Source organism: Clostridium chromiireducens (assembly GCF_002029255.1).
Taxonomy (GTDB): Bacteria; Bacillota; Clostridia; order Clostridiales; family Clostridiaceae; genus Clostridium; species Clostridium chromiireducens.
The window spans coordinates 1-22584 of the sequence record NZ_MZGT01000060.1 but is presented as its reverse complement, the minus strand read 5'-3'; the positions used below and the strand labels follow the sequence as shown (position 1 = coordinate 22584).

The following is a 22584-nucleotide window of genomic DNA, read 5'->3' as shown; positions in this document are numbered from 1 at the left end:
TGTGCCTAATTATTTCACAAAAGGATGAATTAAATGTCAAAATACTATTCTCAGGATATTTTGTATTATATTGATGCCATTTTAAAGTACAGTAATTATGGCAAGGCTGCCAAATCACTTTATATTTCTCAACCTCACTTGACACAGGTTATTAAAAGGATAGAAAGTCAGTTAAACTGCGAGCTTATAAGTCGTAACAAGCTTCCCTATCGCTTAACCGAGCAGGGGAAGATATATTATCAGTATTTAACTTCAATAGAAAATAATTATGCGCGGCTCCTTAGAGAAATATCAGCTGTGTCGGATATAGATAGCAAGGTTATAAAGATAGGAGTGCTTCCTAGCCTTGGAACCTACCTTTTACCTCTTTTTTTACCAAAGTTTTTGGATATGCATCCAAACTGTAGAATAGAGCTTTCAGAGGCTTTACCAGAAAAAAATGAGAAACTTACTCAAAATGGTGAATTGGATTTTTGGCTTGGACAAAATTCAAGAAATATTTCTCCGAACTTAAGCTCGATTACTTGGGGCAGACACGGATACCGTGCTATTATTCCTCGCTGCTGTGATTTATATCAGAAAGACATCGCCATTATTCCAGAAGGAACTATCGACATAAACAATATATTGCGTCAAAAGCTGATACTAACTTCCAAAGGATCTGCTATAAGAAAGCAGATAGATCAATTATTAAGCATTTATAAGGTGGAACCAAAAATCATAATGGAAAGCACCGAAATCAATACTGCACGTAACCTTGCAGCGAGTAATTTAGGACTGACCTTTATACCAGAAAGCGTCTATGTAAAGGAATGTCCATCTGAATACAACATATATCAAATTCCAATTGATGAGCTGAATTTAGATTATTTTATAGCATATCATAGTGAAAGAAAACTAACTGATATTGATAAAGATCTTATAGATGCATTTCTAGTTCATGGGCAAAATAATTTCAACATAGGAGATCAAGATGAATGAGTATACGAAGATAATATATCTTATGGGAACAAAAATCTCTCTATATATAAAGGGAGAGGCTACTGAAAAACTTGCTGAAAAGGCTTGTGATATGCTGATTCATTATGAAGAAGTATTTAGTGCCAACAGTGATAACTCACAGCTTGCAATGCTTAAAAAAACAGCTTCATTGGCTCCGCAAGAAGTGGATGCGGAGCTATACGAGCTGATAAAAATAGGAAAAAAACATAGTCTATGTGAGAATACATATTTAAATATTGCAATAGGACCATTAATAAAATTATGGAGAATAGGTTTTAAGGAGGCACATGTACCAGATAAAGAATCTATAGCAAAGGTACTGGAACTTTTAAAGCCTGAAAATATACAACTAGATGATGAAAAAAAGACCGTGTATTTCTTAAAAAAAGGCATTGAAATAGACCTTGGAGCCATAGCTAAAGGCTATTTTGCTGATAAAGTTATGGAATTCTTTAAGGATAATGGGGCTGTTTCAGCTATGGTAGATATGGGAGGTAATGTTCTCGTTTTTGGAGAATCACCCTCTAACGGCGGTGACTGGAATGTAGGAATACAAAATCCGTTTCTACCAAGAGGAAATGCAGTGGTACTTGTCAAAATAAAAAATCAATCCGTTGTAACCTCAGGAATATATGAGAGAGTGTTTGAAAAGGACGGAAGTAAATACCACCATATATTTGACAGCAAAACAGGCTACCCAATAAAAAGTAATATAGCTTCTTTAACTATTATTGCTGATAAATCCATAGACTGCGATATATATACTACAAAATTGTTTGGATTAGATGCTGCTTCAATTATTCATAGAGTTAATAGAATTAAGGGTATGGGTGCTGTTGTAATAACTGTGGATGGAAAACTAGCCCATACAGATAATCTTCTAGGAAAAATATCTCCATTAACAATGTAATTTTCCCTACCCTTACTCTTCAAAAAACACAACCGCTTGTAAGTAGATATTCAAGGTACCTACAGGCGGTTGTGAATATTTATGGTGGAGGCGATGCGTGACCTTTGAAATCCACCAAATCTTCTTTATACAGAATTTTTATCGCAAATTACTTTTACTACATATTTAAGCCCATTTTTAAAATAATTTTTTAATGTACAAAAGCATATATAGTTCTATTACTTAGATTTGATTGCATAATCTCTATTAAAAATTCATTATCTCTTTCTAAATTAATCTTGTTCTGATTGAATAAATTTGATATTGGAAAATCTAAATCAAATTCACTTATTTTAAATTTTAGTATTATCTTTTTACAAATATTAAAGAGGCAACAGTAAAAATGCAAAAAAATATAATAAAATCACTAATACTAATTCCTATTATATTTGCTTTAAGTTTTTCATTTATTGAAGTCAATTCATAAATGTAGATAACTCGAAAGATGAAAATTCTGCTTACAATAACTTAATTTCAACAGACGTCACTATATATGAAACTAGCGAAAAAGATGGAGTTCCAATATATACAACAGGAGAAAATTGGAATTTAGAAGACTAATATTTTCATAACGGGGGCTGTTGAAATAGCCCCTTTTTTTAAGATAAATTAGTATCTATTGCGTTACATAAATAAGTGGTTAAACGCTTTGTAGAAATAATCATGAAAGTAGAAACATTCTCCGCTGTAACCTTGCCATTTTGATACAAAACTGTAAAGAGCGCTGTTTCCTCTGTAGTAACAAGACCAACTCCCTTATGCCCTAAAAACATGATATCATCAACATTTCTTGTGTTATAAACAATAGCTTCGTCAGCAACCCATATTTCATTTACATGCATTGGTGCATTTTGTGGGTTTTGAGGTGGTAAGGATAGGAAATTAAATCTGGCAGCGATAAAGTCCTTTAATGACATTACTACTTTAGATACTATCTTAGTATCTATTGCATTTAAATTCATATCATAAGTCCTTGCAAGTAAATGTTCTGACTTTAGGACTACAGTTCTTGATATATAATTGAAATATAGAAAGAATTCATCAGTTGTTCTATAAGTTTGAAGTAAATCTCCACTTACAGAAGCTAATGAAATTGTTGCTGGAACTCCGTTAGAGTTCCCAAGATCAGCTTCTCTTTGTTGCTTCTCAATCTTTTTAATTTTTGAATAATCTACAGGTACATCTTCCGGTAGAACAATCACTACTTTCCCTTTTGGCAGATTTATTTCAACCGTTTTTATTTTTTCTTTTAAATCATACATCACACTATACCTCCTAAATCTTTGGTATAGTTCAATATATGATTAATTCTATTAAGATGTTACATAATTAAACATATCAAAAGGTACATTCTCTTTCGGTTGGTTATATACATAAGTTTAAGTTACCGTTGTGTTATCTATAATCAAACATCCCTTTACCACCTAGAATAGATTAATTATTTGCCTCTATTATTTCCTTCAATTTAACATTTTTATTAATAAATCTAGCTTTACTTTTTTCCTGCTTAAGTCGTATAGCATTCTGTGGACAATGATTAATACAGGCTAAACACTGCTCACAATTTCCTTTATAAACAGGTTTAGTATCTACATTAATATTATTTACTGGGCAAACTTTCTCACAAACTTTGCAGCTATTGCAGATATCTTCTACATAGAAATTCTTATCATATTCAGAGTTAGCCTTATTCTTAGAATGAACCTTTTTTAATATTGCTTCAATAGACCTTATAACTGCAGCGTGTCTCTTGATATATACTTTTTTAACCTGGATATCATTAATTATTTGAGCAAGGCTTTCTTCTATTTTTTTCTTTGGCTCTTTTTTCATCTCTTTATCCATATCAAACACTGGAAGGTAATTGTCAACCATAAGTATTTCATTGATGTATGAAAACTGGATTTGATTTCTTTTTCCAATTTCTAAAAGCTCAGGTACGACTGCTCCTGAAAGAGATCCAAAAGAAACTACAGCAAAAATATAGTTACTTTTTAGTTTAACTTTATTTAGAAACTCCTCAACAATTTTAGGAACCCCTCCATAATAACTTGGAAATACAATACCAATCTTATCATCTTCAAACTCAAACTGTCCTAATTTCATTAACTTAGGAATAGAATAACTTTCCCCTCCGATTCTCTTTGCCACATATAAATTGTTGCCAGTTGCTGTAAAATAAAATATTTTCATAACGCTCTCCTTTCAGACGTTTCACTTGTAACCTCTTATGGATTATAGTATAATTTGATCACTTAAATAATTCAAGTGAATATAGGCTAGCTGTTACAAAAGGAGGAAAATTGTTTATGACTAATAAATATAATTCTGAACAGAATAAGATTACAAAAGAGAGTATTTTTGGTGCTCTTATGACTTTAATGGAGAAAAAGGACTTTAAGAATATTTCTATTACTGAAGTATCACAAAAAGCTGGTGTATCACGAATGGCTTTCTATCGTAATTACAGCATAATGGAGGATATCATTATTGATCATCTGGATGACATTTTTAAAGAATATTCAACCCTTTTAAATAATAAAGAAATTAGTAATTATGAAATGACACGATTATATTTTTATTATTTTAGACAACAACAAAAATTTATTGAGAACCTACTTCAATCTAAATTAACCCATTTAATACTTGAACGATCTGTTGAATTTCTTAATATCTTATCTACTGCTATAACATGCACCATGGACTGCTCTCCTGAATTTGAAAAATATAATATTGACTTCATTGCTGGAGGTTTTTTTAATGTATTGATATCATGGTGCAAAAATGGCATGATAGAAAGTGACGAGAAGATGGCAGAAATGGTTCATGCGCGACTTTCAAATCATATTGCTAGAATCTCTTTTATATAATTCATTAGTACCAATGGATTATATCATTATTTCAAATTACTATTTATAATACTCAGCCTTAGCTTGTTACTTATACTGTCTTTTCAAAAACACGGGCTAATTTTTTTAAGAAGAAATTAACCCTGCTTTTTATATTAAAATTATTCTTAAGTTAGAAGATTAAGTTTTTGAACACACTAAAGTTCTTTCTGCATTTTATTGTCTGGTCTATCTACTTGAATCATTGTTAATTGCCCATCTGGATATTTTCCATTATTAGTAACCTTATAGTCATCATGATTATGCATTGGATAAAATTGTGGAAAAAACTTATCATTTGAATTGTTAGGACTCTGCGCACAAATTTCTATATAATTTGTTAATCTTATTAAATTTGGATATTTACAGTTTATTGGTTCTTCTGGAATATCAAAAATAGCATTATTATCAATGTCGTAAATCTCATTAAGCTGCTCGCAAAGGGATGGGAAATTATCTTTACCATTCACAATATAATTTCTATATAATTTTCTTTTATCCTCTGCACTAATAATTAAATCATAGGTTTCTCCAGATCCAATAGTATTAGTAAATCCCATTTCTGTTAATTGGTGATTAATGTGTTTATTGGCCTCAGCAAAGGCTAAAAATGGACTCAAATGGCTATCTTTTCCTACAACCATAAAGTGCCAGCCATGAATGTGCCATGGAACAACTTGGTATCCCATATTAATCATTCGTAGTAAGAATTTTTCATTAGTTTTTACATGGACATAAGATTCATAGTTAACTTGGGTAAGATTTGAATTAATTGAAGTATCATAAGTTAACGGATGTTGAGTAAGAGTATCAGGAAAAGCTCTTCCATTAACCAGCCAAAAGTCTGGCTTAAAATCTACTGGATTAAAAGGTACAGGAGGATTTAGCTGACCTTGATCATAAACATTTTGATGCCATCTTGAATCTATATCAGATAGAAGCATCACATATTCCTTATCAAAATAACTATGAATATTGTTATAAGCAAAATTTCTATTTGTAGCTGTTTTAGGAATATGGTATAATTCATCTCCATATAGTTTCCAGCAGCCACATTTACCACATTTCGTAATTCCGTTTTTAGCCAAACTTCCCATAGAAGGATATACTACTAATGCCCCATACATTCCCATTTGAACATGTTCAGAAGCTTCTAAATGACAGTGGTACATTAAGGTTCCTGGATCTTCTGGATGAAAGTAATAAGTTGCATTAGGTGGTGCTTCGGCTGTATTTTCCCACATAGGAACACCAAAAGAACTTTCAGGAAAACCATCTAATTGCGTAGCAACGTGGGCACCATGCATGTGAACTGTGTGAAGGTCCATGAAATCTGGAAGTTCTTTCATCCCAATATTAATAAGAGTAATATATATATTATCACCCACTTCTCCCCAAATCATAGTACCTGGAATAATAGCTGCACCTTTCTTATCTAAGATCTTATTCCAGTTATTCGAATCGTTATAATCTAGATACTCATTTTCTTTCCATCTACTTCTAAAAGTCCACCTGTAAATCCAAAGATATAAACTTTTTCTCTATTGGTAGTACATAGTGATCATCTAAAGGTAAATATATAAATCCTTCTGTAGCTAATAAAACATAATGTCTAATACTCATTTCATCATCTCCTAGTACTTAACTTTGGTATTTCATTTGGTTACTTCATTATATGCACTTAATAATAAAAGTGTAATTATGTTCAACTTAGCAATACCAGAAAATATGACATTTGATTCAATAAAATCTATCATTATTCTTATTTGATAAGTGATGTCAGCCTTCCCGTATAATCTATATTAAATTTATGAAGAGCTCTTGTGCAGGCAGTGTAAAATAGCAGTCTCTCCTCTTCAGAACTTTAGCAAATTCGTTTCGCTCATAAAAACCCCAGGGGGTTTTGTGAAGGAAGAATGATTGAACTTGATATAAAAATATGCACCCACTCATTTGGATGCATATTTTAAATCTCATCTTCTATTCTTAATTGTTATACAGACTTTTGTATCTTATTTAAAATTATATTTTATGCATTAATGTTTAATCATATTGTTTAGTACTTATTCCTATACTTAACGTATTTCTTAAATCATCTTGAATCTTCTATAAAATAAGATCATATAATGATTTATCAAATTTCTAATAAAATGGCCCACATTATATAACTTCTTATACTTATATATTTATTTCTCTGCCTTAAATCTCTTAAGTTCTTCTTCCAAAAAATTAAACCATTTTGCCTCATCGATAGCTTTTGCAGTTATAAATATATCTTTATCTCCTCTACCAGATACATTTACAATTATATTCGTTCCTTTTTCTAGAGTAGGTGCAAGTCTTATAGCTTCTGCTAAAGCATGTGATGACTCTAATGCAGGAATAATCCCTTCATGTTTCGCTAAGAATTTTACTGCATTTATTACAGCTTCGTCTTTAGCACTTGTAAATTGTATTCTATCAATTTCTCCAAGATAAGCTAGTTGAGGTCCTATTCCTGCATAATCTAATCCTGCACTTATTGAATGTGTAGGAAGTAATTTTCCATCACTATCTTGTAAAAAAAGTGACTTATATCCTTGTATAGCTCCAACCGTTCCCTTTGTACCAGTCATTCTAATAGCATGATCACCATAGCTATTACTACGACCTCCAGCTTCTACACCAATAAGTTTAACATCCATATCATCAAGAAAATCACTGAAGAATCCTATAGAATTTGATCCCCCACCAACACAAGCTATTAATATATCTGGTAATACTTTATTTTTTTCTAAAAACTGTTTTTTTGTTTCCCTTCCTATGATAGATTGAAATTCCCTTACCATATCAGGATAAGGGCAGGGTCCCAAAGCACTTCCTATTAGATAGTATGTATCTTCTGTTCTTGTTGACCATACCCTAAACGCTTCATCGACTGCATCTGTTAAAGTTCTTGTCCCACTAGTAACCGGAATAACCTTTGCTCCAAACATCTCCATCCAAAATACATTTGGTCTTTGTCTTTCAGTATCTATTTCTCCCATATATATTTCACAATCTAATCCCAGTCTTGCACAAACACAAGCTGTTGCTATACCATGCTGTCCTGCTCCTGTTTCAGCAATAATACGAGTTTTTCCCATTTTTTTTGCTAAAAGTGCTTGTCCTATAGCATTGTTTATTTTATGAGCTCCTGTATTAGCTAGACATTCCAGTTTTAAATATATATTAGCTCCGCCTAAAGCTTTAGTTGTATTTTCTGCAAACAAAAGAGGTGTAGGTCTTCCAACAAAGTTTTTTAACAAATCATAAAACTCATCCCAAAAAGCATCCTCTTTTACACATTCCTTAAAAAATCCTTCTATTTTTTCTAACTCTGAAATTAGTGATTCATCAACGTAACGTCCACCGAATTCTCCAAAGAAACCACTCATTTCATCTGGATTAAATTTCATATTAACCCTCCTTAAACTTAATTATTTTATCAATTATATATCTATTTCTTCTATTCTTTCTTTTTCCATAAATTTATTTTTCTTATTTTCAAAGTATTTAATTACAGCTTCACACAATATAGCAATTAAAAATATTACTATACCTGTTACAATCCAGCGAACTATAGTAACATGTAGTCCTAATATTTTAATTTCAAATGGAAGTAAAGCTACTTTTAAAGTTGCCCATGTACTAAGCATTATTATAACCACACGAATTTTAATACCATGTTCCATAAGTATTTTACTCAGTGAAAAACCCGGATAAATTGGACCGCTCACTAAAAGTCCAAATATATATCCAAACATAATACTCTTTATTCCTGTGTTTTTCTGTACCCCTTTTTGCACGGCATCAGAATTCATGCCTACTTTTATAAATGCTAATAGAGCAAACATTAAAATTAATATTGGTATTGTACTTTCACATGTATTTAAAAAGTTTATTAAAATATCCATTCCCTTATTATGATCAAATATCCATATGACTAAGGTAGCTATTACTGCTGCTGTTAATAATAAATTATTTTTTATGGTTTTAATAAATTTATTCATATTATAACTCCAATTAAATATCCTATTAGTATTGATGCACTCAGTGTTATTACAAATCTAACTACTGTGAACGTAATCCCTAATTCCTTTTTCTCTAAAGGAATTGCAACTAATCCAACCATTGAAAAAGAAGAAATAAATGCTCCTACTGCCGCTATACTTGCTCCACTTACAAGTAGGCTTGCTCCTAAAACAAATGCTATTATAGTTGGTCCTTCAAAAATACTTCCAAATACAGCAGCTAGAATTGGAGCGATTAATCCGCTATCCTTTCCAAGTAATGAAACTATTATCTCTTTTGGAATACATACCTGTATAATACTAGCAATCAATATTATACCGAGCACATATGGAGTTAGACTAAAAGTAACCTTTCTAAATCCCACTCCAGCTACTTTTAATTTATTTTTATCTTTAATATATAAGTAAACTGAAAATATAATAATTATAGCCAGATATGTTAACTCAACCATAACTCTTATTCCTCATTTGCTCTGCTTACTATATTTTCAAGTGCTTCTATTAACCTTTTATTTTCTTCTGAATTTCCAATACTTATTCTCACATATTCAGGATATCCAAACATTCTACATGGCCTAATAATAATATTTAAATTTTGTAGTTCCTCACACCATTTTTCACATTCTTTACCGAACTTTGCAAATACAAAATTTGCTTGAGATGGTATATACTCTATATCTAATGTTTTAAATGAGTCATAGTAATATGTTCTTTCCTTTTCTATCTCTTCATAATATACATTATCAAAAAAATCACTTTTCTTTAAAACTTCAATAGCTGCTGCTTGTGCTAAAGAATTAACATTATAAGGAGATCTTAACTTATTAACGCTCTCTATTACATCCTTATTTCCTACTGCATATCCAATTCTTAAAGCGGCTAACCCAAAGAATTTTGAGAAAGTCCTAAATACAATTATATTAGGATATTTATCTATAAATTTTACAGACGATTGAAGTTTCCTAGGATACACAAAATCAAAATAAGCTTCATCTATAACAACTATTACATCTTTAGGAATATCCTTAACAAAAGATTCAATCTCTTCATTTGAAATGAATGTTCCTGTTGGATTGTTTGGATTACATATAAATACTATTTTGGTCTTAGCATCTATACTGTCTTTGATAGCCTTTAAATCATGGCAAAAATTCTTTCCTTTAACTAATCTGCAATTTCCACCTGCAAGTTCCGTTAGATCTTTGTATCTAAAAAAGCTTGGATCAGACATTATAGTATTATCTCCGTTATTGACAAATTTCAATGCTGTAAGTGTTATAAGCTCATCAGAACCTGCTCCAATAAGTATATTTTCAGACTTTACATTATACCTGTCTGCTATAAGCTGCTTTAATTCTTCATTATCAACTTTTGGGTATCGATTTGTAAAATTTATTTCTTTATATAAGCTTTCTTGTATATCTTGTGATAATGGATATGAACTTTCATTTGTTGCTAAACAAACTACTTTAGATTTATCTACCCCTTTATACGGTGATTTATATTTCATATTAATTCCTCCTTATTAAATTCATAGCCCACATAATTATTGATAATTTCAACATCTTTCGAGAGTTGCTCTTTCATTAAAGTTATAGCATCAAGCCCTGTACAATGTCCTACAATAAATCTTTTTATGCTAAACCTTTTAAGTTCATTTATAGTTGCTAGTACATCTTCCTTTGATGCAAATGTTAGATGCATTCCTCCAATAAACGTATTTATTTCATTTATGCCTGTAACTCTTTGTGCATGTTCTAATATATTTATTATTCCACAATGAGAGCATCCAGATATAACTACAAGACCTTGGGATGTTTCAATTGCTAAATTTAATTCATCTTGAAAGATATCATCTTTTATATTCCCTTGCCTATCCTTAATTAATAATCCTTTTTCTAATCCACAATATCTATTAGATACTTTTACATTAGAAATACACCATATTCCCTTAACTATTTCAAAACTTCTATCTATACCTTGTCCTATATTTTTCAGATAACTTAACTTATTGCTTATGCCTATGTCCATAATTTTCTGTTTATTTAACCTAATCCGTTCTTCAAAAGCATTTTTATCTATAATTACTTTTTGATAATCTATTCCGTTGCATTTTAAGTAACTCAATCCCCCAGCATGGTCTAAATGCCCATGACTGATAATAATGTTTTCACATGCACTTAAATCTATACCTAATATTTGTGCATTTTCTATAAAAACACTGTTTTGTCCAACATCATAAAGCAAATGATGATTTTCATGTTCAATATATAAAGACAATCCGTGAGATGCTTTCAATCCAAAACTTGGTTCTAATCTATTTTCACATAAAGTTATTACTTTCATTTTATAACTCCATTGCTTTTAAATTCTTGTGCTCTATAATGTATTCAGTTAATCTTGTAACTCCAATTCCTGCACCACTCTTTATTATTTTTTTGTCTTCATTAAAAGCAAACAAGTTTCCTCCACCAGCGACAGCATACTCATATTCAGGCAGACGGGCATCAAATAGTAAGCTATCACATGCGTCCCAACTTTTACCCATGAATGGTATTATTTTTATATTTTCATCTTTATGTTCTTTTTTTAATTCACGTAATACCTGTCTAAGAAATTCTATTCCATTATGAGATATTGAATTATTTGTAAACGAATCTAGTATATCCAAAGTTAATTGTTGATTTTTATCTAAATCTAATAGTTGTTCTACTTTCTCAGCAATCTTATTATCTCCACCTTTCTTTATATAATAATTTTTAAATGTGGTACCATCTTCCTTACATTTATCAATTAAATAATATATTTCTCTTCTTTTATCTAATGGTAAATCAATTATCAATCCTTCTAATATCCTCTTGTCCGATACTCTAAAATAAACATCATCAAAATTAATTGCCTTAAAACAATTAATTAAACTTTTTAATACAAGGAGACTTGACTCTATTTCTGTTTTTCCGTATATTTCAAATCCAGTTTGCCAAAATGATATAGTTTTTCCTTTACCAACATCTTCTTCTGATTCATTTCTTAAAAATTCTTGAGAATAAAAAACTTGTCCTGAATGATTGTGAATCTTATTATTTCGATTTAGATAATCATAAACTCTAAAAGTGCCTTCTGGTGAAATTATAGTTCCTATATCCTTTCCATTAAGGCTAAACTCAATACAATTATCAATAAATCTTTCACCTAAATTAGAAATATTTTCTTCATAGATTGATTTTTTCGATACTATTCCTCCATAAAAATAATTAAAGTTTTGATTTAAAAGAGAATTCTCCAGACCATTTCTTAAATCCATAAAAATTTTAGCTTCATATCCAAACCATTCTCTTACGCCTGGTACTAACAATATTATTCCTCCATTCATTATTTAGTTGCATTACCATTCTATATCCATCAATTCTTTATGTCAATATTTTGAATTACATGTATTTAATTACATTTAGTGACTACTTTTTGTTTATTTGCACAATATATTTCAAATTGCATACCCCATTTTATGTGAAATAATATAATCTTATAATATTTTATAATTATTTTTAAATTAATTGCAAATACATCATATATTTTTAATTTCAAAAAAGTTTTCAAACAAATCTTCTATTTAAAAGAATTGCATATAAATCATTTATTTGTTATATTTAAAATAATTTCAAATACATCATACATCATAATTATTATTAACTTTAGGAGGAAACTATATGGAAGATGAATCCTTTGGCAGGTACATTTCTGTAATTTATAGACACTTACACATACTTCTTAATAATCGATTAAAGCCTTATGAGGTTGGTAGTGGACAATATATTTTTGTTTCTGCTATTTATAATAATCCGGGAATCTCACAAAAGGATTTGACAGAATTAATCAAAATTGATAGGGCAACAACTGCAAAAGCTCTACTTAAATTAGAGACAAATGGATACATTGATCGAGCTCAAAACAAAGATGATAAGAGATATAACAAATTATACCTAACAAAAAAAGGAATGGATTTTATTCCAATTCTAAATAATATACAAGCTGATTTAACTAATATGCTAAGTCAAGGAATGGACTCTAATGAATATTCAGAATCTATTAGATTGTTAAAATTAATTTTTAATAATGTACAAAATTCTGTAGCACAGCTAAAAAATGATTAGAATCTATAAAAGTCCAAACATAAATTTAGTGAGTTTGATTGAGCATACCCCAGATGCTCTGCTACTTTTGTAAACCCATCAAGTTCAACTATGTTTGCAAATGCCTAATTTCCATTACTTTCATTCCTTTATCCCTAAAATATATACTTTAACAATATCATATATCTCGATTATTAACTTCATTTATTTCAATTTTACTGATAGTATGTGTAGTGCTATAATCAAGAAAAACAAGTCTTAAAGATATATAATTAAAGGAGATGTTAAGTGTGAAAAAAGTATTACTACTTCTTGCCAATGGTTTTGAAGCTGTAGAAGCAAGCGTTTTTACAGATGTTATAGGTTGGAATAAATCAGATGGAGATGGTACTACAGAGTTAATAACTGCTGGAATAAGAGAGAATTTGAAATGCACCTTTAATTTCACTGTGATTCCTGAAATGAAAATCAGCGAAATCAATATTCATGAATTTGATGCACTTGCCATACCAGGCGGATTTGAAGAGGCAGGATTTTACGAAGATGCTTATAGTGAAGATTTCCTAAACATAATCAGAGAATTTGATAGAGCTGGCAAAATAATAGCATCTATCTGCGTTGGTGCACTACCTATTGGTAAAAGTGGAGTACTAGTTGGCAGAAATGCCACAACATATAATTTTGGAATAAGACAAAAACAATTATCTGAATTTGGCGTAAATGTTCTTGGCACTGAACCTATTGTTATAGATAATAATATAATCACCTCTTATAATCCTTCAACTGCTTTCGATGTTGCTTTTAAACTTTTAGAAATGCTTACATCTAAAGTAAATTGTCAGAATGTAAAAAGACTAATGGGTTTTTATCAAGATATAAGCTTGTAAATATATTTAGAGGTTATTAGAACCATCTACAATAATTAATTGTATTTAAAATAAATGACCCACGACAAATTATCGTGGGTTTCATTGTGGATGCGAAGCGTGACCTTTAAAATCCACTCCAAATCTAAAGAAATAATCTACACTTCTACTATTTTCTTTCGTACATCTTCTTCAGTAACAATTGTCTCACAACTGTCAAAAACTACATTTTCAGTATGTCGTAAATAATATGCTGATGCAGGAAGCTGCTTATACATATCGCTTTCTGGATAGATTTTTCCTGAATACTCAGGTGGATCATTTGGTTGTTCTGTTAATCCACCACGGAATTCTGCCTTCACATTTTTGAAAAATATATTTTTAACATTGTGTATTTTTCCATCTTCTTTAACCCCAGATATATAGCTTCCATAATTTTTAAGCTGATTCTCAACATAAATATCTTCAAAATAAATATCTTTAATGCTTCCCATGCGATGAATTCCATCTGGTGGAATATTAGCCCTATCACCCAGCACTATAAAAAATGCAGAACCAGCATCCTTAACTTCTATACGCTCAAAATGTATATTTTCTGCAATACCACCATCAACAACTTCTACACACATAGCACAAAATCTTGTATCTTTAACTACACAATCGCAAATTGTACAATTAGTAAATCCGCCGTAGCTGAAGGTTCCAAACTTAATTGCATTTGCCATAGTGCTTACAATCATCATTTGACGTATCAAAATATTGTCACAACATCTTTCATGACCACTCTTAAAGCATACAGTATCATCATCTGCAGTAAAATAACTATTTTCAACCAAAACATCATGACAGTCACATATGTCTATCCCATCTCTGTTTGGGAACCAATATGAAGAAATATTCACATCTCTCATATAGAAACTGTCACACTCTACTAACGGTATAGTCCACATACCAGCATTATTTACTGCAATGTTTTGTATTTTCGAATTATTGCAGCCTACTAACAAAATTGCACTTGGCCTGCTGCTTTCTGATCCATAATCCCCTGGAAAATTACCACTTCCATCAATTGTTCCTCCTCCTTGAATAATAACTCCATTCACTCCATCAGCATATATCAAAGCTTTTTGAGGTCCGCTCTTTATCATATTCCAATTAGGATTATTTTTAGAAGTCATAGTTGGATAAGCCTCAGTATCAGTAACTCCCTTAAGCGTTGCATCAGTTTCTAAATACAATTCAACTCCACTCTTAAGTTCTATCATTCCAGAAAGATATGTTCCCCCTTGCAAATATACAACTCCGCCACCGTTCTTTGAGCACTCATCAATAGCTTTTTGTATCTTATCTGTCACAACTGTCACGCCATCTGCAATAGCACCAAAATGTGTCACATCATAAATTTTTCGTTTACCAGCTGCTTCTTCTATTGATTGGACAGGGTTTTTATATACAAAAATCTGCTTTTCCATAAAACTTCCCATTCGTGAACCTGTTTCATAGGAAGCAATTTCACTAACAGGATTCATAAATAGTGCACCACTCAAGCATTTTTCACCATCGACACAAACATCATAAGTTTTACTATTAGTATCAAGGGACACCCATACACTAAACCAAAATCCGTCCTTATATCTGTATATTTTTTTTCGAACATTTCCATCATAAGCAAGAATGCACATACCATCACACCATATTGATATGGCTGGTTTTCCATTTTCATCATACAATGTCATGACGTTTTTCCCACGACCTGTTGCACAAAAACGAAACATGGTAGAAGCAATTACTTTTCCGCTTACAGACTCAAATGTATATTTTTTATTTTCCCCACTTTCAAGTATAACTGTATCCATTACAGATAATGAATATTTAATGTCAGAAAATTTTTGCACATCAATTTTATCTTTTTTCATTATTATTTTTCTCCTTTCAAAATTCGCTCATAGGAATATCCGCGATCACTTTTTCTTTCTACTTTTTTTAGTTCAAAATAAATAACTGCATTTGGTTTTAGCTTAAAACTTATATCTATTTCTAATTCTGTTGAAACCATACTTTCTAATTTTATAAGTGGTACTGCATGTTCCTTCAACAAAGCTATCTGTTCTGTTGACAAATTCGCTGGCTCTCCCATATCATGCCATAGTTTAAGTGGATTACAGCATTCCTCATCCACTGTTTTAGAGATCAAACAATAATCAGCATGTTTACTTGGTAATTTAATTTCAAGTTCCAATGGTTCGTCAGTATAATTAACATCCATGTTCCACAAAATTCCACGATAGTTTCCATCCGGCAATTGTACTATAATTGCTTCCTCTGAACGATGAATACAAGTTCCTTGCAACTGCTTATAGAAAGCAAATGTCCAAAATGTTGGTTTTGGTATACAGCCATTTGCTACCATTCCAAATCCACCATGAAAGGTCGTAAACGGAACCCCTTTTTCCTCAAAAACATCTCCAAATGTCCAGTAGGAGTATGACGCATGTTTGTCTCCCAAAAGTGACAACATTGCCGCTGTATAAGCAGCATTCAAGTTAGTATCATGAAGTGGACAATTAGGTACATATGATGTGTTAAACTCTGTTATGTGTATATCCATTCCACAAAATTCATCGAAACTATCAACAATTTCTCGAGTTGTCTCTAACAACTTGAATGATTCTTTAAGATCATGAAGTTTTGTATACTCATAGTGACCTGATTTTTCAGGAAGAAATGTTGCATAATGATGCCGCGTAATAAAATCCAAAGGAAGTTTCCTCTCTCGAACATATTCAAGAAAAGAACGAATCCAAATTTTATCAGTTCCACCACAAACCGCAGGTCCCCCAATTTTAAACGCTGGATTCACTTCTTTTACCGCTAATGCTGTATATTCATACAATTTGAAATATTCCTGCATGTCACCATCTTTCCAAAAGCTCTTAAGATTTGGTTCATTCCATACTTCAATAGGCCACTGTAATACATCTTCTTTACCATAGCGTTCAATTAAATGATGTAACAACGCCTGAACCATAGCTGTCCAGTCATTATAGTTTTTTGGTGGAGTCACATTGCCTTTCCAGTAAAATACTGTCTGATTTCCAGAAGCCATTTTCTCTGGCATGAAGCCCAGTTCCAAGAATGGTCGGAGTCCAAGACTTATATAACTATCCATAACCCTGTCCACATAGGTAAAGTTATACTCAAATACTTGCTTTCCACATTCATCCTCATAGCTCTGACAAATTGCCATATCGTCGCAGAACAAACCATGACCGCGTATATGTTTGAAACCAATTACATTCTGCACCAACTTTAATTGCTCATAATACTCTTTATGCAGTGCTAGACCCATCCGCCCAGTACCCACACAAAAATCCATTCGGTTGTGAAAAGGTATCTCAATTCCATGTTCAACCAAAATGCTCTTTGCTTTACTCATATATACATCCTCCATTTCTATTAGTCTGAAATGCCACCATTCTTATACTCCAACTAAACTTCAAATATTAAATGATAAGTTTGGAGCTATTAAACACTTAATTGACACTTCTATACTCAAATGATATCATAATAAAATGCAATATTTATTGCGTATTAAATGTACTTTATTGCGTGAAATCGAGGTGAACTTATTATATGACTATATCTAACAACCCATATTTAGAGGCTACAGACAGAGATTTAACCTATGAAAATAAATCAACAATCGGTGATGCTACTTATCCTTACCATCGTCATAATAATTGTGAAATATATTTATTTCTGAAGGGCAATGTTAAATTTTATCTAGAATATGCCTGTTACCAGTTGTCTCCCTATGATCTTATAATAATGAATCCTGAAGAAATGCACCGAATTGTCTGTGATGATGATTCATTGTACGAGCGTATCACCATTAACATAAAAAAATCCTACATGGATAAATTATCTAATTCAACAACTGATTTATCTGCCTGTTTCTATCAACGTCCCATTGGAACAGGTAACATCTTAAGTCTTACACAAAAACAATCAGAGGATTTATTTAATTTGTGTAACTTACTTGACAATGCAATTTCATCTACTGATTATGGACACAGCATACAGAAAGATGCTTACCTGTCTCTACTGCTTGTATTAGTTAATTCAATTTTCGAAAAAAATACAAGCAATAGTATCAGTATCATGCCTAACTACCTTATTGAAACAATGCAATACATCGAAAATCACTTAAATGAAACTATTTCTCTGCAGCAACTTGGAATTAGATTTCATCAGGATAAAAATTACCTTAGCCAACAATTCAAGAAACATACTGGAATGACACTGCGTCACTATTTGCTAGATCGCAGAATTGCATGCGCAAAATCACTTCTTCTAAGCGGATGTAATGTAACAGAAGCCTGTTATCAATCAGGCTTCAATGATTATGCAAATTTTATACGCAGTTTCACAAAACTCGAAGGAACCTCACCTGGAAGATTCAAAAAAACTTAGACTCATAATATAAATTCTATAATTCTAAAAACTTTAGAGTATACAATACTATTATTTCTACAAAGCTTGGGGTGTTATAGATGCAGATGGATCCAGTAATGATTCTATTAAAGTGGCTTGAATAGCAAAAAGGCAATGAACTTATATTTGGAGTTCATTGCCTTAAATTTGCTTATACTTTTGTTTTTACTATTTGATTTATGCTATTTAAATCACCAGCTTTAAAATCTGATTATCTGTTGATGTATAAACTAAAAATTCAGTATCTAAAGTCCTTTTAATAACTTGTAACAACATAAGTATGTTGGTTGGAAAAAGAATATTTTTTATTATATAGTAAACAGCTTATGGAGCTGGCTGTGGATAACAGTTATGCTCGGCTGCAGGGAGATTTTATTCTTTATATCCTAAATTGATAACTCATAATATTTTCTTATATACATAGCTTGCAATGCTAAGCTGTAATGCCACAAGCCCTGCAAGTAGGCCAAACGATATATATAGACTTGTCTGTGATGCTATAAATCCGATAATTGCTGGCCCCATAAGAATTCCCATATATCCCAGTGTACTTACCGCCGATACCGCCATGTTTAGAGGCATAATCGTCTGTTTACCCAGTAGAGAAAAAAATATTGGCACAATGTTCGCACTTCCGATTCCAATAAGGAAAAAACCTGCATAAAGAAGCAGTTGCCAAGGTGCCAAGATAACAAACAAGAAACCAATTACAGATAACACACCCCCACCAAAAATGATAGGCTTACTACCAAACTTTTGCACAAGCCAGTCCCCTATTAAGCGCATCGTAAGCATGGCAGCTGAAAATACTGCAAATCCTGTTCCAGCCAGTGACATATCAAGACCGCGCACAGTTGTAAGAAATACGCCACTCCAATCCATAATAGCGCCCTCGACTAAAAATGCAATCATAGCAATAACCGCGATAAATACCACAATTCCACGTGGTACAGAAAAAATCGAAGATTCTTCCTTTTCACCACTGTCAATAAGCAAATATCTACCAAAAAACACCAATAAAACTATCATAATTCCACTCGCACAAACTGTTGCAATGAACGCCGTTAAACCAATCTTCAGCCATAGGCCAAATATACCAGCTCCAATAAAACCACCCACGCTCCAAAGTGCATGCATACCAGACATCAATTGTCGTCCAGAGGCTTTCTCCACGATAACAGCATGTATATTTACAGTAACATCAATCATACCCATAACTGCACCGAATACTAAGAGTGCTGGTACTGCGAGCATAAAAGAATCCACTCTGCTCAGACTCAAAAGCATTCCGGCATAGATTACTGTAGCAACACTTAGGACTCTTCGACAACCAAAACGAGCTACTGCGCTCCCAGTGACTGGCATCATGATCAACGAACCAACTCCAATGCAAAGAAGCAACATACCAAGCATATCATTATCAATTTCTAAACGAGCTTTCAAGAGAGGTACCAAAGGTGCCCATGAGGCTGCGCCAAAGCCACCTATGAAAAAAAACGCGCGCGTAGCATGCTGTTGCCATCTGTCTGGAATCGCCTGAACTAAATTATCACACGAATCTCTCATTAAATCACCTCACCTTCATATAATTTGGTCCCTTTACCTTTATATTCAGATGCTAAAGCTCCCCATAAAAAATCCCTCAGAAAATTTTCTAAACTTTTACAAAACATATAAAAAAACCTCCATTTATAGCTAATACTTAAATTGTTAAAATTAAGTATTAATCTAGTAAAGTGTATTTTCACTCTTATCTTGCATACCATAATTAAATTACATTAAAACGCTATACAAGATAAGAGAACCATTCGCCTTTAAATCAAATTTAAATGTATAATCTCTTTTAATTCAGCTATAATAAGCTCCTCATTGTTTTCACAATCTGTTCCACCAATAGATATGCTAGGTTTAGTTTTTCCGTGAAAATCACTTCCACAAGTTAAAAGCAATTTATGTTTTAAAGCAAATTCTTTGTAAAATTCTACTTGTTCTTTACTATGATAGTTGCTATAAACTTCTATTCCCTTAATACCACAAGAAATAATATCATTTAATAACTTTATATCTTCTTTAACATTATTTCCAGGATGAGCTAAAACAGGTATTCCACCACTCTCTTGAATAATTTTAATTGCCTCTTTCAAGCTTATAAACTTTACTTCTGCATAAGCTTGTCTACCTTGAGCACAATAATCCCAGTAAAAATTAACATATGGATTATCACTTCTCGAACCATTTTCATAATATGGCATAAGTAATTGATTTTTGTATTCCCTATCGAATTCCATAGCAGCTTCAGCAATCATCTCACCATTAACTACTCCATTCCTAGATAATGAAGCAATAACCTCATCTGAAAAGTCTATACCTAATTCACGAATTAATTTCATACGCTTTTTTGATGCACTTTGTTCCTGCTCTATAATATTTTCTTCAATTTCATGAAATATTTTATTCTCATAATTTATTCCATAACCTAAAACGTGTAAATTAACTTTATCCATAGTACAATCTAGTTCAATTGCTGGAATAATTTCAATATCTTTGCCAATACAATATTCTTTTGCTTCCTCTATTCCATTTACACTATTATGGTCAGCAATAGAAAAATATTTTATTTTATTTTTCAAACATAAATCAACCAATTCCTGTGGCTTAAATTCTCCATCATCACTACAATTCGAATGCATGTGTAAATCAATAGAACTCATATAAATCTCTCCTTTTTTCATTTCATATTATTATCCCATATAACTTTATTCTCATATTTAAGATAATTTCTAATTTAATATATATTTTTGTAATACACTTAAATTTTTAGTATCAAATATTTATAAACCAACTTAATAAAGTAAGTTTACAAAGTGTTTATGATATTATTATTAATTTATAATAAATGCGCCAAATATCCTCATCGCTCCTTATTCTATATATTGGCACAATAAATCACATAATTTAATAGATGTATTTAAGATTTTCTTACAACTTTAATTGTAAAATCGGTTCTAAAGACTTCAAAGCAATATGCTTTATTCCAATTTCAAAATCATGACTTAATTCATTAGAAATAATTATTTGTGGAATCATAACTTTTTCAATTTCAGAATTACATTTGCTTTCAAATTCTGAAATAATTGTGTCAGTTATTTCTTCTCCATATATAATAATAATATCTGGATTATACATACAACAAAAAGCAAATAATGTTTTAATAATTATTTCTTTCATTTGCGCTTTGTTAAAATCAAAGTTTTCCCAATCTACTTCAAACGGAAGATATTTAATTTCACCTGCAAGCCCATTTCTACCTTTGTAAATACCTCCATTAATATAAATTCCAGCACCTGGCGGATATTTACTTGGAAAATATATTCCTATTACACATTGTTTTTCTGTTACTCCATGAGAATAACAATATCCTTCAACAGCTGCATTAATATCATTTTCAAATATAACTGGTAATTTAAATTTTTCTTTGATATATGTTGTAAATAACTGATCTTTAAGTTCTTTATAATCACTAATTAATAATCTTCCATCTATCTCTTCTCCAGGCATTCCAAAGCTAATCACTTTTATATTAGGATATTTTATAAGCATTTTCTCAATTAAATTATCAAAGCTATCCTTTTTTATTTCAACCATTTTTTTCTCAATTTTATCTATAATTTCTCCATATAAGTCTGAGACAGCAACAAATATTGTATCTTCTCTTCTTTGTTCATACATATATATGACTAATGCCAAGCTAAATTCACTATTAAATCTATATGCTGTCGCTGGTCTTCCTCCATTAGATGGCAATATTATATCCTCTATTACTTCCCCATTTTCAACAAGTATATTAACTAAAGAATTAATTGTTACCACACTTAATTCTGTTAGTTCTGCTAATTGTGGTTTTGAAGCTATTTTTTTGATTTTAAATGCATTTCTCAATTTATTTAAATTAATTTCTTTTACTAAATTGGCATTTACATTGCTCATCAATTTTCCCCTTTTCTTTTTTAACTAACTTTATAAAGTGTCTTTATAAACAATATAAATCATATAACTTAGTCTGTCAATAAAGATAAAACCTCTTTTGAAAAATAATAAACTTGTTTCATTTATTATTTATCAACAGTATTATTTTTGACAGATATTATTCAGTTTTAAATCATTCTATTCATTTATAAAAACAGTATTAGTATAATCAAATAA

21 protein-coding genes are annotated in these 22584 nt (G+C 31.2%); 6 read left to right on the top strand and 15 right to left on the bottom strand.

What is annotated here, in order from left to right; all coding sequences use genetic code 11:
• Positions 1 to 33: 33 nt before the first annotated feature.
• Together CLCHR_RS18440 and CLCHR_RS18435 are read left to right on the top strand one after the other, a co-directional pair.
• The gene (locus CLCHR_RS18440; RefSeq protein WP_079441379.1) at positions 34 to 981 is read left to right on the top strand and encodes a LysR family transcriptional regulator; all 948 of its coding nucleotides are present in this window, start codon (positions 34 to 36) and stop codon (positions 979 to 981) included.
• Positions 974 to 1912: an FAD:protein FMN transferase gene (locus tag CLCHR_RS18435; RefSeq protein WP_079441378.1), complete on the top strand. Its 939-nt coding sequence runs from the start codon at positions 974 to 976 to the stop codon at positions 1910 to 1912. Before CLCHR_RS18440 ends, CLCHR_RS18435 begins: the two co-directional genes overlap by 8 nt.
• Positions 1913 to 2550: 638 nt before the next feature.
• Here the strand turns inward: CLCHR_RS18435 and CLCHR_RS18430 are convergent.
• Positions 2551 to 3216 (bottom strand): hypothetical protein, encoded by a 666-nt coding sequence (locus tag CLCHR_RS18430; protein ID WP_139376267.1) that lies wholly within the window; start codon positions 3214 to 3216, stop codon positions 2551 to 2553.
• Between the two features lie 169 nt (positions 3217 to 3385).
• Positions 3386 to 4144, bottom strand: coding sequence for an EFR1 family ferrodoxin (locus CLCHR_RS18425; RefSeq protein WP_079441376.1), 759 nt, complete (start codon positions 4142 to 4144; stop codon positions 3386 to 3388).
• A gap of 116 nt (positions 4145 to 4260) precedes the next feature.
• On the opposite strand from CLCHR_RS18425, the gene CLCHR_RS18420 reads away from it, so the two are divergent.
• A complete protein-coding gene (locus CLCHR_RS18420; RefSeq protein ID WP_079441375.1) occupies positions 4261 to 4821 on the top strand; it encodes a TetR/AcrR family transcriptional regulator in 561 nt (186 codons plus the stop codon).
• A gap of 176 nt (positions 4822 to 4997) precedes the next feature.
• On the opposite strand, the gene CLCHR_RS18415 is transcribed toward CLCHR_RS18420, so the two are convergent.
• The 8 genes from CLCHR_RS18415 to CLCHR_RS18385 all read right to left on the bottom strand — a co-directional run bounded on the left by CLCHR_RS18415 (position 4998) and on the right by CLCHR_RS18385 (position 12246).
• Positions 4998 to 6242, bottom strand: coding sequence for a multicopper oxidase domain-containing protein (locus CLCHR_RS18415; protein ID WP_242966149.1), 1245 nt, complete (start codon positions 6240 to 6242; stop codon positions 4998 to 5000).
• A gap of 97 nt (positions 6243 to 6339) precedes the next feature.
• Positions 6340 to 6462: a hypothetical protein gene (locus CLCHR_RS25510; protein ID WP_278337016.1), complete on the bottom strand. Its 123-nt coding sequence runs from the start codon at positions 6460 to 6462 to the stop codon at positions 6340 to 6342.
• Between the two features lie 563 nt (positions 6463 to 7025).
• A complete protein-coding gene (gene trpB, locus CLCHR_RS18410) occupies positions 7026 to 8255 on the bottom strand; it encodes a tryptophan synthase subunit beta (protein WP_139376269.1) in 1230 nt (409 codons plus the stop codon).
• A gap of 54 nt (positions 8256 to 8309) precedes the next feature.
• The gene (locus CLCHR_RS18405; RefSeq protein WP_079441373.1) at positions 8310 to 8870 is read right to left on the bottom strand and encodes a hypothetical protein; all 561 of its coding nucleotides are present in this window, start codon (positions 8868 to 8870) and stop codon (positions 8310 to 8312) included.
• Entirely contained in the window at positions 8867 to 9343 is a 477-nt protein-coding gene (locus CLCHR_RS18400) for a hypothetical protein (protein WP_079441372.1), read from the bottom strand. The genes CLCHR_RS18405 and CLCHR_RS18400 overlap by 4 nt, the downstream gene beginning before the upstream one ends.
• A gap of 5 nt (positions 9344 to 9348) precedes the next feature.
• Positions 9349 to 10401 (bottom strand): histidinol-phosphate transaminase, encoded by a 1053-nt coding sequence (gene hisC / locus CLCHR_RS18395; protein WP_079441371.1) that lies wholly within the window; start codon positions 10399 to 10401, stop codon positions 9349 to 9351.
• Positions 10398 to 11237, bottom strand: coding sequence for an MBL fold metallo-hydrolase (locus CLCHR_RS18390; RefSeq protein ID WP_079441370.1), 840 nt, complete (start codon positions 11235 to 11237; stop codon positions 10398 to 10400). The genes hisC and CLCHR_RS18390 overlap by 4 nt, the downstream gene beginning before the upstream one ends.
• A 1-nt stretch (position 11238) precedes the next feature.
• Positions 11239 to 12246: an ATP phosphoribosyltransferase regulatory subunit gene (locus tag CLCHR_RS18385; protein WP_169896843.1), complete on the bottom strand. Its 1008-nt coding sequence runs from the start codon at positions 12244 to 12246 to the stop codon at positions 11239 to 11241.
• A gap of 352 nt (positions 12247 to 12598) precedes the next feature.
• Here CLCHR_RS18385 and CLCHR_RS18380 point away from each other — a divergent pair, with 352 nt between their 5' ends.
• Together CLCHR_RS18380 and CLCHR_RS18375 are read left to right on the top strand one after the other, a co-directional pair.
• On the top strand, positions 12599 to 13042 hold the full coding sequence (locus tag CLCHR_RS18380; protein WP_079441368.1) for a MarR family winged helix-turn-helix transcriptional regulator: 444 nt from the start codon (positions 12599 to 12601) through the stop codon (positions 13040 to 13042).
• A gap of 269 nt (positions 13043 to 13311) precedes the next feature.
• A complete protein-coding gene (locus CLCHR_RS18375; RefSeq protein WP_079441367.1) occupies positions 13312 to 13908 on the top strand; it encodes a DJ-1/PfpI family protein in 597 nt (198 codons plus the stop codon).
• A gap of 137 nt (positions 13909 to 14045) precedes the next feature.
• Here CLCHR_RS18375 and CLCHR_RS18370 read toward each other — a convergent pair whose 3' ends face one another.
• Entirely contained in the window at positions 14046 to 15803 is a 1758-nt protein-coding gene (locus tag CLCHR_RS18370) for a glycoside hydrolase family 28 protein (RefSeq protein WP_079441366.1), read from the bottom strand.
• 2 nt (positions 15804 to 15805) lie between these two features.
• Entirely contained in the window at positions 15806 to 17323 is a 1518-nt protein-coding gene (locus CLCHR_RS18365; protein WP_079441365.1) for a GH39 family glycosyl hydrolase, read from the bottom strand.
• Between the two features lie 197 nt (positions 17324 to 17520).
• Between CLCHR_RS18365 and CLCHR_RS18360 the strand changes: the two genes are divergently transcribed.
• Positions 17521 to 18360 carry an AraC family transcriptional regulator gene (locus tag CLCHR_RS18360; protein ID WP_079441364.1) on the top strand — a complete coding sequence of 280 codons (840 nt, stop codon included), beginning with the start codon at positions 17521 to 17523 and terminating at the stop codon, positions 18358 to 18360.
• Between the two features lie 420 nt (positions 18361 to 18780).
• Here CLCHR_RS18360 and CLCHR_RS18355 read toward each other — a convergent pair whose 3' ends face one another.
• From CLCHR_RS18355 to CLCHR_RS18345, 3 genes are all read right to left on the bottom strand, one after another.
• Positions 18781 to 19947 carry an MFS transporter gene (locus tag CLCHR_RS18355; protein ID WP_079441363.1) on the bottom strand — a complete coding sequence of 389 codons (1167 nt, stop codon included), beginning with the start codon at positions 19945 to 19947 and terminating at the stop codon, positions 18781 to 18783.
• A 248-nt stretch (positions 19948 to 20195) separates the two neighbouring features.
• A complete protein-coding gene (locus CLCHR_RS18350) occupies positions 20196 to 21092 on the bottom strand; it encodes a PHP domain-containing protein (RefSeq protein ID WP_079441362.1) in 897 nt (298 codons plus the stop codon).
• A gap of 268 nt (positions 21093 to 21360) precedes the next feature.
• Complete coding sequence (locus CLCHR_RS18345) at positions 21361 to 22368, bottom strand: ROK family protein (RefSeq protein ID WP_079441361.1); 1008 nt, start codon at positions 22366 to 22368, stop codon at positions 21361 to 21363.
• Positions 22369 to 22584: the final 216 nt, after the last annotated feature.